8 protein-coding genes are annotated in these 16,231 nt (G+C 72.6%); 7 read left to right on the top strand and 1 reads right to left on the bottom strand.

Annotated elements, in window-relative coordinates; genetic code table 11:
• Nucleotides 1–92: 92 nt before the first annotated feature.
• The 3 genes from ACFWVV_RS01470 (at nt 93) to ACFWVV_RS01460 (ending at nt 5,276) form a co-directional block, all read left to right on the top strand.
• Nucleotides 93–1,106 (top strand): SMI1/KNR4 family protein, encoded by a 1,014-nt coding sequence (locus ACFWVV_RS01470; RefSeq protein ID WP_384342808.1) that lies wholly within the window; start codon nt 93–95, stop codon nt 1,104–1,106.
• A gap of 7 nt (nt 1,107–1,113) precedes the next feature.
• Nucleotides 1,114–4,197 (top strand): SUKH-4 family immunity protein, encoded by a 3,084-nt coding sequence (locus tag ACFWVV_RS01465; RefSeq protein ID WP_384342809.1) that lies wholly within the window; start codon nt 1,114–1,116, stop codon nt 4,195–4,197.
• Between the two features lie 191 nt (nt 4,198–4,388).
• Nucleotides 4,389–5,276 (top strand): cellulose-binding protein, encoded by an 888-nt coding sequence (locus ACFWVV_RS01460; RefSeq protein ID WP_384342810.1) that lies wholly within the window; start codon nt 4,389–4,391, stop codon nt 5,274–5,276.
• Nucleotides 5,277–5,550: 274 nt separating this feature from the next.
• On the opposite strand, the gene ACFWVV_RS01455 is transcribed toward ACFWVV_RS01460, so the two are convergent.
• The gene (locus ACFWVV_RS01455; RefSeq protein WP_384342898.1) at nt 5,551–7,242 is read right to left on the bottom strand and encodes an MDR family MFS transporter; all 1,692 of its coding nucleotides are present in this window, start codon (nt 7,240–7,242) and stop codon (nt 5,551–5,553) included.
• 284 nt (nt 7,243–7,526) lie between these two features.
• On the opposite strand from ACFWVV_RS01455, the gene ACFWVV_RS01450 reads away from it, so the two are divergent.
• The 4 genes from ACFWVV_RS01450 (at nt 7,527) to ACFWVV_RS01435 (ending at nt 15,966) form a co-directional block, all read left to right on the top strand.
• Nucleotides 7,527–8,345: an ABC transporter ATP-binding protein gene (locus ACFWVV_RS01450; RefSeq protein WP_384342812.1), complete on the top strand. Its 819-nt coding sequence runs from the start codon at nt 7,527–7,529 to the stop codon at nt 8,343–8,345.
• Nucleotides 8,342–10,942: an ABC transporter permease gene (locus ACFWVV_RS01445; protein WP_384342813.1), complete on the top strand. Its 2,601-nt coding sequence runs from the start codon at nt 8,342–8,344 to the stop codon at nt 10,940–10,942. Before ACFWVV_RS01450 ends, ACFWVV_RS01445 begins: the two co-directional genes overlap by 4 nt.
• Nucleotides 10,943–11,131: 189 nt before the next feature.
• Nucleotides 11,132–14,662: a transcription-repair coupling factor gene (mfd, locus tag ACFWVV_RS01440; RefSeq protein WP_384342815.1), complete on the top strand. Its 3,531-nt coding sequence runs from the start codon at nt 11,132–11,134 to the stop codon at nt 14,660–14,662.
• Between the two features lie 557 nt (nt 14,663–15,219).
• Complete coding sequence (locus ACFWVV_RS01435) at nt 15,220–15,966, top strand: HNH endonuclease family protein (RefSeq protein WP_384342817.1); 747 nt, start codon at nt 15,220–15,222, stop codon at nt 15,964–15,966.
• Nucleotides 15,967–16,231: the final 265 nt, after the last annotated feature.

The following is a 16,231-nucleotide window of genomic DNA, read 5'->3' as shown; positions in this document are numbered from 1 at the left end:
GGCGTCGGGAGGGCCGCCGAGGGGCAGGACCCCCTGTTGCACCACCGCATAGGCTGTGGTGAATCAGCCAGACGCAGCAGGGGGCATCCGCCATGACGACAGGTCGGCTCGGGCAGGGGGCACCTCCCGTCCCGCAGGGCCGGGGGCAAGCCGCGCCACCGAACGCGGCCTACGCCGGGCAGCTCGTGAAGTTCCCGGACCCGGTCCGGACGGCCCGCCACCCCCACGGGGTGCGGATGGACGAGGACGGTTTTCCGGTCTTCACGCCGTACGCGCGCGCTGCCGCCGAGATCGCCGAGCCCCCCGAGGGGTTCGGGGTGGACGAGCTGCGGCTGACCGACTACGTGTCGGCCAACGCCGCGCTGCACGCCGAGGGCCACGAGCTGTGGGAGACCCTCGATCCGGTGGCCACTCCGCACGGCTGGACCTGGCACCACGTCCCCCACACCCGCCGCATGCAGCTCGTACCGGTGGAGGTGAAGGCGCTGCTGCGTCACCACGCGGGGCTCGCGACGACGGCGGTGGACCAGGACAAGCGCGGGACGCGTCCGCTCCAGGAGACCCGTCCCGTCCACTTCGGGCTGCCGAGGGGGAGCGTGGCCGTGTCGGAGAGCCAGGTGCTCGGTGTGGAGGAGGACCTGGGCTATCGGCTGCCGGGTGCCTACCGTTCGTTCCTCAAGGCGGCGGGCGGGTGCGCGCCGGTCGGGGCGGCGCTCGACCCGGAGCTGGGGCTGCTGGTGGACCAGCCGTTCTTCACGGTGCGTGACGAGGCCGGGGTCAACGACCTGGTTTACGTCAACAAGTGTCTGCGTGACCACCTCACCAAGGACTATCTCGGCGTCACTTTCGTGCAGGGCGGCATCCTCGCGGTGAAGGTGCGCGGTGAGAACCCCGGATCGGTGTGGTTCTGCGCGTACGACGATGCGCGTGACCAGGACGGGTGGTCGGTGCAGGAGCGGGTGGAGCGGCTGCTGCTGCCCTGTGGCGAGGACTTCGACGACTTCTTGCAGCGGCTGGCGGGCAGCCCGCCGGAACTGCAGACAGTGGCGGATCTGATGGTGGACGGCGGCTTCGCGCGCGCTGTCGCGGTCTCGGACGAGGGGTGATGGTCCGATGGTGACTTTCGCGCAGGCGCAGGAACGTGCGGACGAGTGGGTCAACGGGGACGTGCCCGCGTACCAGCACCGGGAGGTGCGGGTACGGGAGTTCGACCTCGGTTTCGTGGTGTGGGCGGAGGACCGGGAGAACGGTCCGGTCTCCGACGGCGGCCGGCAGCGTCTGGTCATCGCCCGCGACAGCGGGGAGGCCACGTTGTGGCCGGAAATGCCCGTCGGCGAGGTGATCCGCCGGTACGAGGAGGAGTACGGGAGTTCCACGGGTGAGCCGGACGTGCCCGCTCCGGTGCCGGAGCGGGTCGATCTCCAGCAGACGTCCTTCCTGCTGACGCCGCCGGAGTGGTTGCAGGAGGCGGCGGACAGGATGGGAATTCCGGACCGGCGCTCGGGGAGCACGGACGGGTCCGCCGCGGGGGCGGCGGGCAGTGCCGCGGGTGTGGGGGCGGGTTCGGGTGCGGGCTCCGGGGCCGGTGCGCCTTTCGGGTCCGGTGGTCCTTCCGGGTCCGGTGGTCCGTCCAGTTCCGGTGCGCCTTCCGGGTCCGGTGGTCTTTCTGGTTCCAGTGCTCCTTCCGGTTCCGGTTCCGGTTCCGGGCCCGGGGTGCGGTCCGCGGATGGGGGTACGTCCTGGCCGGCCGCCGGTGGGGACGAGTCGGCCGAGTACGAGCCGACGGCTTCCGACGGGGTGCCCGTCTCGGGGTCGGACGCCGGTTCCGGTGCGGTTCCGGGTGCCGGTACGGGTGGGCGCCCGTGGTCCGCGGGTACGGCCGGGGCGCCTACGGCCGGGGCCACGCCGTGGGCCGGCACGGACACCAACTCCGATGGTGCGGGCGGCGTTCCGCTGCCCGCCACCATGTTCGCGCCGCCGCTCGTGGGGACGGACGACGACGACACTCCGCCGCCGGGAATCGGCCCGGAGGCCAAGACCTCGCTGCTGCAGGGCGGCAGCCAGCTGCCGAGCACGGCCGTGTCACCCGCGCTGCCGGATCCGTCGGCACCGCAGTCGCCGCCGCAGCCGGGTGCCGGTTCCTCTGGTGCCGCTGGTGTCTCCGGGGCGTCCGGTGCGCAGCGGCCCGCTGGTGGCTCCGGTGCGCCGGGTGTCCCTGGTGCTCCCGGTGCCCCTGGCGCGCCTGGTGGCCCGGGTGGCCCGCGCAGGTCCGGGCTGCCCGCCGGGGCCGAGGACATCGCCGATGCGGCGACCAGCAAGGCGACCCTGCCGCCCGGCGCCCGCAGGGGCGGCGGCTCGACGACCCCGCCGCCGCCCGGTGCTCCCGGCACGCCGGGTGCGCGGCACGGTACGGGTACGCCGTCGGCCGGTCCGGGTGCCCCGGGTGTCCCCGGTGCGCCGGTCGGGGGATACGTACCGACGGCACTGGTTCCGCATCTCGGGAACGAGGGAGCCCCCGGCGGCCCGGGTGCTCCGGGCGCTCCCGGTGCCTCTGGCGCCCCGGGTGCTCCGGGTGCTCCGGGCGCTCCGGGCGCTCCCGGTGCTCCTGGTGCTCCTGGTGCGACGCTGCCTCCGGGTGGGGGTGTGCACCATGCCGCGACGATGCTGTCGCCGCCGAGTCACGGTGGTCAGGGTGTGCCGGGTGCCCCCCAGCCGCCCGGCCCGCCTGGGCGCCCTGGGGCTCCCGGTGCACCTGGCGCTCCCGGTGCACCTGGCGCGCCTGGTGGCGGTGTGCATCACGCCGCGACGATGCTGTCGCCGCCGAGTCACGGTGGTCAGGGTGTGCCGGGTGCTCCGCAGCCGCCCGGCCCGCCTGGGGCACCCGGGGCGCCTGGCGTTCCGCGTGCTCCCGGCGCTCCTGGTGCTCCTGGTGCTCCTGGTGTGCCCGGTGTGCCTGGTGCGACGCTGCCTCCGGGTGGGGGTGTGCACCATGCCGCGACGATGCTGTCGCCGCCGAGTCACGGCGGTCAGGGTGTGCCCGGCGCCCCCCAGCCGCCCGGCCGGCCCGGGATGCCTGGTGCTCCCGGGGCTCCCGGTGCCATGCCGCCGCACGTGCAGCAGGCGCCGCCGCCGAACATGCCTCCGCCGCAGCCGCACCAGCCGCATCAGCAGCCTCCCGCGTACGGTTACCCGCCCCAGCAGCCGTCCGGGCTGCCGACGGTCGGGCCTGGTTATCAGGCCGTGCTGCGCTACCGGGCGCAGGACGGGTCCGAGCAGCAGCTGATCCGCCGCTCGGCGCCCGGCACCCCGCACCCGGAGTGGCAGATGCTGCACGAGTTGCGGGCGATGCAGGTGCCGCCGCAGCAAGTGCTTGAGCTGCACACGGAGTTGGCGTCCTGCGAGCTGCCGGGTGGTTACTGCGCGCGCATGATCAGGGAGACCTGGCCGCAGGTGCGGATCACCAGCGTCGCCCCGTACGGCACCGATCACGCCTCGCGTCAGCAGGGCATGCAGCATCTGCTGACCCATCAGGGCGAGCTGCACCAGGTGGCGGACGGGCCCGCGCGGCCGGCTCCGGTGCGGGCGCCGCTGCCGCACCCGAGTCAGCTGATGCCGATTCCGCCGGTTCCGCCGGAGGGTCTCGCGCATGAGCTGGCCTCGGCGTTCGGGCCGCAGGCGATCTTCCGTTTCGACCAGGGTGCGGTGTCCCGCCAGGGTGTTCCCGAAGCGGTGGCGGTGACGCTGATGTGGGCCGGGCTGCCGGTCGACTTCGGTCCGTTCTTCTGGGCGCAGGCGGTGCCGGGGCAGCCGGTGCCGACGCTGGCGGAGCTCGCGCAGCAGCGCGGGGTGCAGCCGGCCTCGGACGCGGGTTCGTACCTGGTCATGGGTTCGGACTTCGGGCGGGCGGTCTGTGTGCAGTACGGGACGGCGAACATCGTGGCCGTGCCGGTGGAGGCGGGTCCCGGCGGGCAGCCGGTGCCGCCGCAGTTCGTGAACAGTGGACTGCCCGAGTTCGTGCGGTCGTTGGCTCTGCTGGGGCGGATGTGGCGGCTGAGGTTCGGGTTGAACCCGGAGCAGGCGGGCCGCTGGACGGTCGACTTCCAGGCACAGCTGGCCGCGCTCGACCCGGCGGCGCTCGCGTCGCCGGAGAGCTGGTGGTCGGTCCTGCTGGAGCAGATGTGGGACGGACTGCTGTAGGGCTGTAGTGGGCCGATGAGGTTCCGGCGGGAGGCCGGGGCACACGATCCCCGTACGGGGTAGGTGTCCCGGCCTTCTGCGTACCGCGGCGGGGCCGGGTATCCGGTGGAGTGTCGCGTTATGGACACTGGAGTCCGATAGCTCAGGATGTGCCGGAGTTCTTACGGAGACCGGAGTAAGGGGAAAACAGGATGAACGCATCGACGTCACCCCACGGCTTCACCACGGTGCGGGGCCGCGCCTACCGCCCCGAACAGGTGGACCGCCGGATCGCCGGACTGTCCCGGGACCGTGACGACGCGTGGGAGAGGGCGGCCAGGCTGACCGTTCTCGCCAAGCAGATGGACGTGCAGGCGGACGCGCTGCGGGAACAGGTGGCGCAGCTTGCGCCGCAGACGTACGAGTCGCTGGGCGAGCGGGCGCGCTCGATCCTGGCGCTCGCCGAGGAAGAGGCGCGGGAGCTGCGGGAGTCGGCCGGGCAGGAGGCGTCGTCGGTACGCGACGCGGCCGGGGCCGCCGCGCGCGAGGCGCGGGACGGGGCGCGGGCGGCGTCCGACGCGCTGCGTGAGGAGGCGGAGGAGGCGGCGAGCCGGGTGCTGGCGGCGGCCCGGGCGACGGCGGACGAGTCGCGGGCCGCGTCGCGCGGGGACGCCAAGGCGTGGCGGGCAGAGGCGGCGGCCGCGCTGAAGGAGACGCGCCACCGTACCGACGCCGTCCTGGCCGCCCTTCAGAAGCAGCAGGCGGAGCGGTGGGAGGCGGCGGAACGGGAGATCGCGGAGCGTGAGGCGGCCTCGGACGAACGGTTCGCGGCGCTGACGGCGCGGGCCGAGGAGGCGCTGGGGGCCGCGAAGAAGGGCCTGGCCGAGGCGGGGGAGGCGGCCCGCCACCGTCAGGAGGACGCGGAGGCGCAGGGTGCCGAGGTGGTCGCGGAGGCCCGGGTGAAGGAGGAGCGGATCGAGCGGGAGACGGACCGGGTGCTGCGGGAGCACATGGAGGCCCGCGAGGAGATCCAGGCGCACATGACGCATGTCCGCAGCAGCTTGTCGGCCCTGACGGGGCGGGCCGCAGCCGAGGGATGAGTGCGGCGGGCCGTCGTGCGGGCTTCTGGGCGGCGGGAGTCGCCGAGGCGAGGCGGGGAGCGCGAGAACGGGGAGGAGCAGGTCCGGGGTCGGCCGGGTCGTGCTTCTCTGTGCGGGGGCGCAGGGGGTGCGTGGCAGGAGGCGCGGTGGGCCCGGGTGCGCGTGGCAGGAGGCGCGGTGGGTCCGGGTGTGTGGGCGCGGCGTGCGGCGTGGTGGGGTGAGGCATGGGCCGTGGGCGTGCGGCCGCGGGGCGCGGCGCGTGGTGGTCCGGGGGTCAGGGGCTGCGTCGCTTCAGCAGGGAGGGGTCGTCGGCTGTCGGCCCCGTAGAAGTGGGTGGGTCGGTTTCGGGGTCCGGCAGGACCGGGAAGCGGCGGGGTGCCAGGACCAGCAGGGCCAGCAGGGCCAGCGCTCCGGCCGCCGCCGCCCCCACGTAGACGTGGTCGACGGCGGTGTCGACGGCCCGGCGCAGGTAGTCCGCGGCGGTGGCGGTGAGCGCCGAGTCCGGATCGGCGAGCGCGTGCGAGGCCGAGTCGAGGTCGTGCGGCAGTCCGCCCCGGATGGCCTCCGGTGCCTCCGCGAGGCGCCCGGCCAGTGTCGCGTTCGCCACCGCACCGAACAACGCCGCCCCCACGCTCTGCCCCAGCTGCCGGTAGAAGAGGATCGAGGCCGTCGCGGTGCCCCGCTCCGACCAGCCGACCGTCGACTGCACCCCCACGATCAGCGGCAGTTGGAAGAGACCGAGCGCGGCCCCGAGCGCGAGCATGATCAGGGCGGGTTGCCAGGCCTCGCCGGGGAAGGGGAGCAGCGGGAAGGCCAGCAGGGTCAGGGTGGCGAGCGAGATCCCGATGACCGCGGTCTGGCGGAACCCGATCCTTCGGTACGCGTGCTGGCTCAGTGCCGCGGACAACGGCCAGCTCAGCGTCATGATCGACAGCACGAATCCGGCCGCTGTCGGATCGAGTCCGAGCACGGACTGGGCGTACGTCGGCAGGAAGACGGTCGGGGCGACCATCAGCAGGCCGAGCGCGCCCAGGGCGACGTTCACCGCGGCGATCGTGCGGCGCCGCCACACCCACCCGGGGATGATGGGTTCGGCCGCGCGCCGTTCGACCACCACGACGATCACGACCAGCGCGGCGCTCGCCGAGAACAGTGCCAGCGACGGGGCGGAGAGCCACGGCCAGACGACTCCGCCCTGCACCAGCGCCGTCAACAGCAGCCCACCGCAGGCGAATACGGCGAGTGCGCCGGGCCAGTCGATACGTGAACGCACGGGAGGCGCGGTCCGTTCCCGGCTGTCCTTCCGGTGCTGTTCCCGCCCCGGTTCGCGCAGGTACGCCGCGATCAGCCACATCGCGAGCGCCCCGAGGGGCAGGTTGATCAGGAAGATCCACCGCCAGTCGGCGTATCCGGCCAGCAGTCCGCCCAGCGCGGGGCCCGCGACGGCACAGACGGCCCAGACGGTGGAGAGCCTGGCCTGGATCCTGGGGCGCTCCTTCAGTGGGTAGAGGTCGGCGGCGATCGTCTGGACGGTGCCCTGGATGGCGCCGCCGCCCAGGCCCTGCACGATGCGGAAGGCGATCAGGGCGGGCATGTTCCAGGCGAGGGCGCAGAGCGCCGAGCCGAGCAGGAAGAGGGCGATGCCGGTGATCAGGACCGGCTTGCGGCCGAAGGTGTCGGACAGTTTGCCGTACACGGGGAGGGTGACGGTGACGGCGAGCAGGTAGCCGGCGAAGAGCCAGGAGAAGACGGTGAACCCGCCGAGGTCGCCGACGATCTGGGGCACGGCGGTGGCCACGATCGTGCCGTCGAGCGCGACGAGTGCCATGCCGAGCATGAGGGCCGCGACGACGGGGCCGCGGCTCCGGCCTGTTGCAGGAGGTACGGAGGAGGCGGTGGGGGCCGGAGGGGTGGCGGGTGTCGGGGGTGTCCGAGGTGTCGGAGGTGTGTGAGGTGTCGGGGGTATGTCTCCCCGGGGTTCCGTGTGTTCGCCGTCGCTGCCGTCCACCGAAGTCCCTTCCCTCTGCACGTACTTGTTCGGCACAGCGTCTCATTCGCAGGTCGGGCGGGGGAGGGTGCAGAGCGGGTGGACGGGTCCTGGGGGTGTGCTCCACCCACGGGTTGAGGGCGCCCTAAGGGTTTCCCCCACTGGGGTGGAGAGCGGCTTCGTACCCCAGGCCGAGGTGTCGGGGAGGGTTTTTCCCTAGCGTTGTCATACGGGCAATTCGGGACCGGAAAAGGGGACTTGGTATGACAACGGCAATGGGCGTAACCCCGTACGGGGGCACGGGCGGGCGTACGGCCGTTGCCGCCCGGGCACGGCAGGTGGTCAAGGCGTACGGGGCCGGGGAGACCCGCGTCGTCGCGCTCGACCACGTCGACGTCGACATGGCGCGTGGGGAGTACACCGCGATCATGGGCCCCTCGGGGTCGGGCAAGTCGACGCTGATGCACTGCCTGGCCGGGCTGGACACGGTGACCTCCGGGGAGATCTTCCTCGCGGACACCGAGCTCACCGGGCTCAAGGACAAGCAGCTCACCCAGCTGCGCAGGGACCGCGTCGGTTTCATCTTCCAGGCGTTCAACCTGCTGCCGACGCTCAACGCGATCGAGAACATCACGCTGCCGATGGACATAGCGGGGCGCCGCCCCGACGCCGACTGGCTGCGGCAGGTGGTGGAGACCGTCGGCCTCGCCGACCGGCTGAAGCACCGGCCGGCCGAGCTGTCCGGCGGTCAGCAGCAGCGGGTGGCGGTGGCGCGGGCGCTGGCGGCCCGCCCGGAGATCATCTTCGGTGACGAGCCGACCGGGAACCTCGACTCCCGGGCGGGCGCCGAGGTGCTGTCCTTCCTGCGCCGCTCGGTGGACGAGCTGGGGCAGACGATCGTGATGGTCACCCACGACCCGGTCGCCGCCGCCTACGCGGACCGGGTGCTGTACCTCGCGGACGGGCGGATCGTCGACGAGATGCGCGACCCGACCGCCGAACTGGTCCTGGACCGGATGCTCGGCCTGTCCGAAGCGGGCCGTGGCCTGCCCGCGGCGCACGAGCGGGGGCGGAAGGCATGACCGTCTGGAAGACCTCGATGCGCAACTTCTTCGCGCACAAGGGACGCATGGCGCTCTCCGCGGTCGCCGTCCTCCTCTCGGTCGGCTTCGTCTGCGGCACGCTGGTGTTCACCGACACGATGAACACCACCTTCGACAAGCTGTTCACCACCACGGCCGCCGATGTGTCCGTCGCGCCGCGGGCGGACAAGGGCGACAACTCCGCACGGAACGCGGGCCGTCCGCTCACCCTGCCCGCCTCCGCCGTGCGTACGGTCGCCGGAGCCGAGGGGGTGAAGGGCGCCGAGGGCACGGTCAGCAGCATGTCGGTGACCGTCGTCAACAGCGCCAACAAGAACATGGGATCCGACACCGGAGCCCCGACCATCGCCGGCAGCTGGTCGGCCGGTGACGCCCGCTCCATGGACATCACCTCCGGGCACGCCCCGCGCGGGCCCACCGAGGTCATGGTCGACGCCGACACCGCGGAGAACCGGGGCCTGAAACTGGGCGACGAGCTGCGCACCATCGCGGTCACCGGCGACTTCACCGCCCGCATCAGCGGCATCGCCTCCTTCCGGGCCACCAACCCCGGTGCCACGGTCGTCTTCTTCGACGAACGCACCGCGCAGCACAAACTGCTCGGCGGCCCCGGCCGCTACACCGGGATCAACGTCGACGCCGCACCCGGCGTCTCCGACGCGCAGCTGAAGGCGCAGGTCGGCACGGCACTGGGCGCGGGGAGCACCACGGGCCCGGCCACCGGGGCGTACAAGATCCTGACCAAGGCGGAGGCCGCCGAGGAGAACAAGAGCGACCTCGGCGCGTTCCTCGACGTGATGAAGTACGCGATGCTCGGCTTCGCCGGGGTCGCTCTCCTGGTGGGGATCTTCCTCATCATCAACACCTTCTCGATGCTGGTCGCCCAGCGCACCCGGGAGATCGGGCTGATGCGGGCGCTCGGCTCCAGCCGCCGGCAGGTCAACCGGTCGGTACTGCTGGAAGCGCTGCTGCTCGGGGTGGGCGGCTCGCTCCTGGGCATCGCGGCGGGGGTGGGGCTGGCCGTCGGACTGATGAAGTTCATGGGCACCATCGGCATGAAGCTGGCCACCTCCGATCTGACCCTCAAGTGGACCACCCCCGTCATCGGGCTGGTGCTCGGTGTCGTGGTCACCGTCGTCGCCGCCTACCTCCCTGCCCGCCGGGCCGGCCGGGTGTCCCCGATGGCGGCCCTGCGGGACTCCGGTATCCCCGGGGACAGCAGGTCCGGGCGGATCCGGGCCGGACTGGGCGTGGCGCTGTCCCTGCTGGGCGGGGCAGGGCTCTACCTGGCCGCGCAGTCCGACACGGCCAGCGAGGGCTCCGTCTTCTTCGCGGCCGGTGTGCTGTTCACCCTGGTCGGGTTCGTGGTGGTGGGACCGCTGCTGGTGTCGTTCGTCGTCAAGGGCATCAGTGCCGTGGTGCTGCGGGTCTTCGGGCCCGTCGGGCGTATGGCGGAGCGCAATGCGCTGCGCAACCCGCGGCGCACCGGGGCGACCGGTTCCGCGCTGATGATCGGTCTTGCCCTGGTGGCCTGTCTGTCGGTCGGTGCCTCCTCGATGGTCGCTTCGGCCAATGAGGAGCTGGACCGTTCGGTGGGCGCCGACTTCACCGTACGGTCGAACAACGGGCAGCCCGTCCTGCCGCAGGCCCAGCAGGCCCTCACCAAGGCCGAGGGGCTCGCCCGCGTCACCCACTACAAGCTGGTCGACGCCACGGTCACCCCGCCCGGCGGCACGGCGGAGCGCAAGGCGCTGTCGGCCACCGACCCCTCGTACATGCGGGACCTGCGGCGTGAGACCGTCTCCGGCGAACTGGCCGCGGCGTACGCGCCGGGGGCGATATCCGTCGGCGAGGACTACGCGAAGCAGCGCAAGGTGAAGGTCGGCGACGCGGTGACGGTGGCCTTCCCCGGCGGGAAGAGCGTGCGGCTCAAGGTCGCCGCGATCACCTCCGACGACGCCAGTGTCGACAAGGGGGCGATGTACCTCAACATCACCACCGTCGCGGCCCACACCCCTGCCGGGCGGATGCCGCAGGACATGGCGCTCTTCGCGGAGGCGGCCGACGGGCAGACGGACCGGGCGTACGCCTCACTGAAGGCGGCCCTCGCCCCGTACCCGCAGTACCGGGTGCTCAACGCCACCGACTTCAAGGAGGACCTCAGGGCGCAGATCGACCAGCTGCTCAACATCGTCTACGGGCTGCTCGCCCTGGCCATCGTCGTCGCCGTCCTCGGCGTCGTGAACACCCTCGCCCTCTCGGTCGTCGAGCGGACCCGGGAGATCGGCCTGATGCGCGCCATCGGGCTCTCCCGCCGCCAGCTGCGGCGCATGATCCGCCTCGAATCGGTGGTCATCGCCCTGTTCGGTGCCCTGCTGGGACTGGGGCTCGGGCTCGCCTGGGGCACCTCCGCCCAGAAGCTCCTCGCCCTGGAAGGGATAGCGGTGCTGGAGATCCCCTGGCCGACCATCCTGACCGTGTTCGCGGCGTCCGCCCTGGTCGGGCTGCTGGCCGCGCTGGTCCCGGCGTTCCGGGCAGGCCGGATGAACGTTCTGGACGCCATCGCCACGGAGTAGCACCCCGGCGCGCGACCCGCCCCGCCCCACCGTGCCGCTTCCGCCAGCGGCTGTCGGTGGGGCGTCGTAGGCTGGGAGACCCCCGGCCCGTCACACGTGTCGGGCGGCTCGCGTTGCCCGCCCCGGCCCCGCCCGGTGCCACCGGCGCGGCCACACCAGAGTTCTTACGCGTTCGGACGGAAGCCTTTCATGAGCCTGCACGGCCTGCTGGATGCAGTGGTAAGAGACGCGGCGCTCGCCGAAGCGGTGAAGGCCGCGGTCGACGGCAACCGTATGCACGTCGACCTGGTCGGGCCCGCGGCCGCCCGCCCCTTCGCCCTGGCCGCCCTCGCCAGGGACGCCGGGCGTCCGGTGCTGGCCGTCACCGCCACCGGCCGGGAGGCCGAGGAGCTGGCGGCGACGCTGCGCACCCTGCTGCCCGAGGACTCGGTGGCGGAGTTCCCCGCCTGGGAGACGCTGCCGCACGAGCGGCTCTCGCCCCGCTCGGACACCGTCGGCCGGCGGCTCGCCGTCCTGCGCAGGCTCGCCCACCCCCGCGACGACGACCCGGCCGCCGGGCCGGTCAGTGTGGTCGTCGCACCCGTGAGGTCCGTGCTCCAGCCGCAGGTCAAGGGCCTGGGCGACCTGGTGCCCGTGTCCATCAGGTCCGGGCAGAGCGCCGACCTCGGCAAGCTCACCGACGCGCTCGCGGCGGCCGCGTACTCCCGGGTCGAGCTGGTGGAGAAGCGCGGCGAGTTCGCGGTCCGCGGCGGCATCCTCGACGTGTTCCCGCCCACCGAGGAACACCCGCTGCGGGTGGAGTTCTGGGGCGACGACGTCGAGGAGATCCGCTACTTCAAGGTTGCCGACCAGCGTTCCCTGGAGGTCGCCGAGCACGGTGTCTGGGCGCCTCCGTGCCGGGAGCTGCTGCTCACCGACCAGGTCCGCGAGAAGGCCGCCGCCCTCGCCGAGGCCCACCCCGAGCTGGGCGAACTCCTCCACAAGATCGCCGAGGGGATCGCCGTGGAGGGCATGGAGTCCCTCGCCCCGGTCCTCGTCGACGACATGGAGCTGCTGCTCGACGTCCTGCCCGAGGGCTCGATGGCGGTCGTCTGCGACCCGGAGCGGGTACGGACCAGGGCCGCCGACCTGGTGGCGACCAGCAGTGAGTTCCTGCAGGCGTCCTGGGCGGCCACCGCGGGCGGCGGCGTCGCCCCGATCGACGTCGGCGCGGCCTCGCTGTGGGGCATCGCGGACGTCCGCGACCGGGCACGCGAGCTCGGCATGATGTGGTGGTCCGTCTCCCCGTTCGCCGCCGACGACGCCGACCTGGAGGAGGACACCCTCAAGCTGGGCATGCACGCCCCCGAGATGTACCGGGGCGACACCGCGAAGGCGCTCGCCGACACCAAGGGCTGGCTGGCCGACGGCTGGCGGACCGTGTTCGTCACCGAGGGCCACGGGCCCGCCGCCCGCACCGTCGAGGTCCTCTCCGGGGAAGGCATCGCGGCCCGCCTCGACGCCGACCTGGCCACCCTCTCGCCGAACGTCGTGCACGTCGCCTGCGGCGTCCTCGACCACGGCTTCGTCGACCAGGCCCTCCAGCTCGCCGTCCTCACCGAGACCGACCTGACCGGCCAGCGCACCGCCGCCAAGGAACTCGGCCGGATGCCGGCCCGCCGCCGCAAGTCCATCGACCCGCTCACCCTCCAGGCCGGCGACTTCATCGTGCACGAGCAGCACGGCGTGGGCCGCTACATCGAGATGGTGCAGCGCACCGTCCAGGGCGCCACCCGCGAATACCTCCTGGTCGAGTACGCGCCCGCCAAGCGTGGCCAGCCGGGCGACCGCCTCTACATCCCCACCGACCAGCTGGAACAGGTCACCAAGTACGTGGGCGGCGAGGCCCCGACCCTGCACCGGCTCGGCGGCGCCGACTGGACCAAGACGAAGGCGCGCGCCAAGAAGGCCGTCAAGGAGATCGCCGCCGACCTGATCAAGCTGTACAGCGCGCGCATGGCGGCCCCCGGCCACACCTTCGGCCCCGACACCCCCTGGCAGCGCGAGCTGGAGGACGCCTTCCCGTACACGGAGACGCCCGACCAGCTGTCCACCATCGCCGAGGTGAAGGAGGACATGGAGAAGTCCGTTCCGATGGACCGGCTGATCTGCGGAGACGTCGGTTACGGCAAGACCGAGATCGCGGTGCGGGCGGCTTTCAAGGCGGTCCAGGACGGCAAGCAGGTCGCCGTCCTGGTCCCCACGACCCTGCTCGTGCAGCAGCACTTCGGGACCTTCACCGAGCGGTACGCGCAGTTCCCCGTCAACGTACGGGCGCTGTCGCGTTTCCAGAGCGACACCGAGTCCAAGGCCACCCTGGAGGGGCTGAAGGACGGCTCCGTCGACCTCGTCATCGGTACGCACCGGCTGTTCTCGCAGGACACGAAGTTCAAGGACCTGGGCCTGGTCATCGTGGACGAGGAGCAGCGCTTCGGTGTCGAGCACAAGGAGCAGCTGAAGAAGCTGCGCGCCAACGTGGACGTGCTCACCATGTCCGCGACGCCGATCCCGCGCACCCTTGAGATGGCCGTCACCGGCATCCGCGAGATGTCGACCATCACCACCCCGCCGGAGGAGCGCCACCCGGTGCTCACCTTCGTCGGCCCGTACGAGGAGAGGCAGATCGGCGCGGCCATCCGCCGGGAGCTGCTCCGCGAGGGCCAGGTCTTCTACATCCACAACCGGGTCGAGTCGATCGACCGGGCGGCGGCCAAGCTGCGCGAGATCGTGCCCGAGGCGCGCATCGCGACCGCGCACGGGCAGATGTCGGAGACGGCCCTGGAGCAGGTCGTCGTCGACTTCTGGGAGAAGAAGTTCGACGTGCTGGTGTCGACGACGATCGTCGAGTCCGGCATCGACATCTCCAACGCCAACACGCTGATCGTGGAGCGCGGCGACAACTTCGGCCTGTCGCAGCTGCACCAGCTGCGCGGCCGGGTCGGCCGTGGCCGCGAGCGCGGCTACTCCTACTTCCTGTACCCGCCGGAGAAGCCGCTGACGGAGACCGCGCACGAGCGGCTCGCGACGATCGCCCAGCACACCGAGATGGGTGCCGGCATGTACGTGGCGATGAAGGACCTGGAGATCCGGGGCGCCGGAAATCTGCTCGGCGGCGAGCAGTCCGGGCACATCGCGGGCGTCGGCTTCGACCTCTACATCCGGATGGTCGGTGAGGCGGTGGCCGACTACCGGACGGCCGTCGAGGGCGGCGAGCAGGAGGAGGCGCCGCTGGAGGTGAAGATCGAGCTTCCGGTGGACGCGCACGTTCCGCATGACTACGCGCCGGGCGAGCGGCTGCGTCTGCAGGCCTACCGGGCGATCGCCTCGGCGAACACGGAGGCCGACATCACCGCCGTACGGGAGGAACTCACCGACCGGTACGGAAAGTTGCCGGAGCCGGTGGAGAACCTGCTGCTGGTCGCCGGGCTGCGGATGCTGGCGCGGGCGTGCGGGGTCGGCGAGATCGTCCTCCAGGGGCCGAACATCCGGTTCGCCCCGGTGGAGCTGCGGGAGTCGCAGGAGCTGAGGCTCAAGCGGCTCCACCCGCGGACGGTCATCAAGCCGACCGCGCACCAGATCCTGGTGCCGCGCCCTTCCACGGGCAAGATTGGTGGGAAGCCGGTGGTGGGGCGGGAGCTGCTGTCGTGGACGGGCGAGTTCCTGACGACGATCCTCAGCTGAGATCGGCCGTGGGCCGACGACAGTCGTTCGCCGCCCCAACACACCGCCCGCGATGCCGAGTTGAGCGGCTTCGCGGGCGGGGCTCGTGGTTCCGTGGCAGGGCGGGGCCGGTGTGCCGGTCAGTGCGCCGGCTCCGCCGCTTCGCCCTGTGCATGGCCCGCGCCGAGGGACTCCTCGCCCTTCCGCGGGGCCCGGTGGGCAAACGTGGTGAAAGTCCCCATGGGCGGGCTCCTCCCGTAGCAGAACGGAACATCCCAGACGCTACGCCGGGCCGGCGAGATGCGCGCGCCGGAGCGGGAGGCGTAGGGGAGGGGATCGGGGGCGGGGCAGCGCCGGGGCGGGGGTGTGGCCCGGCGAGGGGTGTGGCCCGGCGTAGTCCGTGGCCCGGGGGAGGCCCGGGGCGTCATCCGTGGAGGGCCCCGGCGCGCGGCGGGGGCCGGGGTCATGTGGACCGGGCCACATTTCGGTGGAATGTCGCGGGTCGAGCGGTTCGTTCTGGGCAGGCGTTCCTAGGGTGGTGTGTTTCCGGTTCTCAACTCTCGGTGGGGCGGCGTTCCTTGATATCTCCTACGGTCAGGCAGACCTGGAAGACGGTGTCGGCGGCGGGACTTGGGGCGGTGCTGGTGCTGGGAACCGCCGGCTGCGGTGCGGACGGGCCGCAGGGTGGCGGTGTGTCCGGCGGGCAGGGCGGGGCGGTCGCGAAGGGCGGGTCCGCGCTGGCCGCCGTGGACGCGCTGACCGTCAAGGGCCGGGCGCCCAGAACCGGTTACGCGCGCACGGAGTTCGGCCAGGCCTGGGCGGACACCGACGCCAACGGATGCGGGACCCGCGACGACATACTCAAACGTGACCTGCGCGGTGTGAAGTTCAGCGACGGCAGGTGCAGGGTCTCCTCCGGGGTGCTGGAGAAGGACCCGTACACCGGTGGCCGGATCGAGTTCGTGCGCGGGCGCAGCAAGGTCGACATCGACCATTTGGTGGCGCTGTCCGACGCCTGGCAGAAGGGCGCCCAGCAGTGGAAGCCCGCCAAGCGCCTCGCCTTCGCCAACGACCCGCTGAACCTGCTGGCCGCCGAGGCCTCGGCGAACCGGCGCAAGGGCGACGGGGACACCGCCACCTGGCTGCCGGCGAACAAGGCCTACCGGTGTGTGTACGTCGCCGGGCAGGTGGCGGTGAAGACGAAGTACGGGGTGTGGGTGACGGCCGCCGAGAAGGAGGCCATGAAGAAGGTGCTGAGCGGCTGTCCGGGGGAGCGGCTGCCCACCGGCGGCGCCCCGACCGAGGCCACGCCCGACAGGAGGTGACGCGAGGTGCTGCCGCGGTGCGTGCGGGGGGCGGTGCCGCCGTGCGTCGATGGCGGCGCCGCGGGTGACGCGAGGGCCGGCGCCGAAGCGGGCGAGGGTGTTGCCGCGGGGAAAGGGCCCGGCCCGGCACCGTGAGGGCCCGGTCCGGCACCGTGAGGCCCGGTCCGGCGCCGTGAGGCCCGGTCCGGCGCCGTGAGGCCCGGTCCGGCGCCGTGAGGCCCGGTCCGGCGCCGTGAGGCCCGGTCCGGCGCCGTGAGGCCCGGTC

It is taken from the genome of Streptomyces sp. NPDC058663 (assembly GCF_042716745.1).
Classification (GTDB): Bacteria; Actinomycetota; Actinomycetes; order Streptomycetales; family Streptomycetaceae; genus Streptomyces.
The sequence above is the reverse complement of the archived record's forward strand: the minus strand, read 5'-3'. Positions and strand labels throughout refer to the sequence as shown.

Bases quoted from the DNA above. Each gene is read 5' to 3' on its own strand.
- ACFWVV_RS01445 (WP_384342813.1), top strand. From the start codon at position 8,342: ATGACCGTCTGGAAGACCTCGATGCGCAACTTCTTCGCGCACAAGGGA.
- ACFWVV_RS01470 (WP_384342808.1), top strand. From the start codon at position 93: ATGACGACAGGTCGGCTCGGGCAGGGGGCACCTCCCGTCCCGCAGGGC.
- mfd (WP_384342815.1), top strand. From the start codon at position 11,132: ATGAGCCTGCACGGCCTGCTGGATGCAGTGGTAAGAGACGCGGCGCTC.
- ACFWVV_RS01460 (WP_384342810.1), top strand. From the start codon at position 4,389: ATGAACGCATCGACGTCACCCCACGGCTTCACCACGGTGCGGGGCCGC.
- ACFWVV_RS01450 (WP_384342812.1), top strand. From the start codon at position 7,527: ATGACAACGGCAATGGGCGTAACCCCGTACGGGGGCACGGGCGGGCGT.
- ACFWVV_RS01465 (WP_384342809.1), top strand. From the start codon at position 1,114: ATGGTGACTTTCGCGCAGGCGCAGGAACGTGCGGACGAGTGGGTCAAC.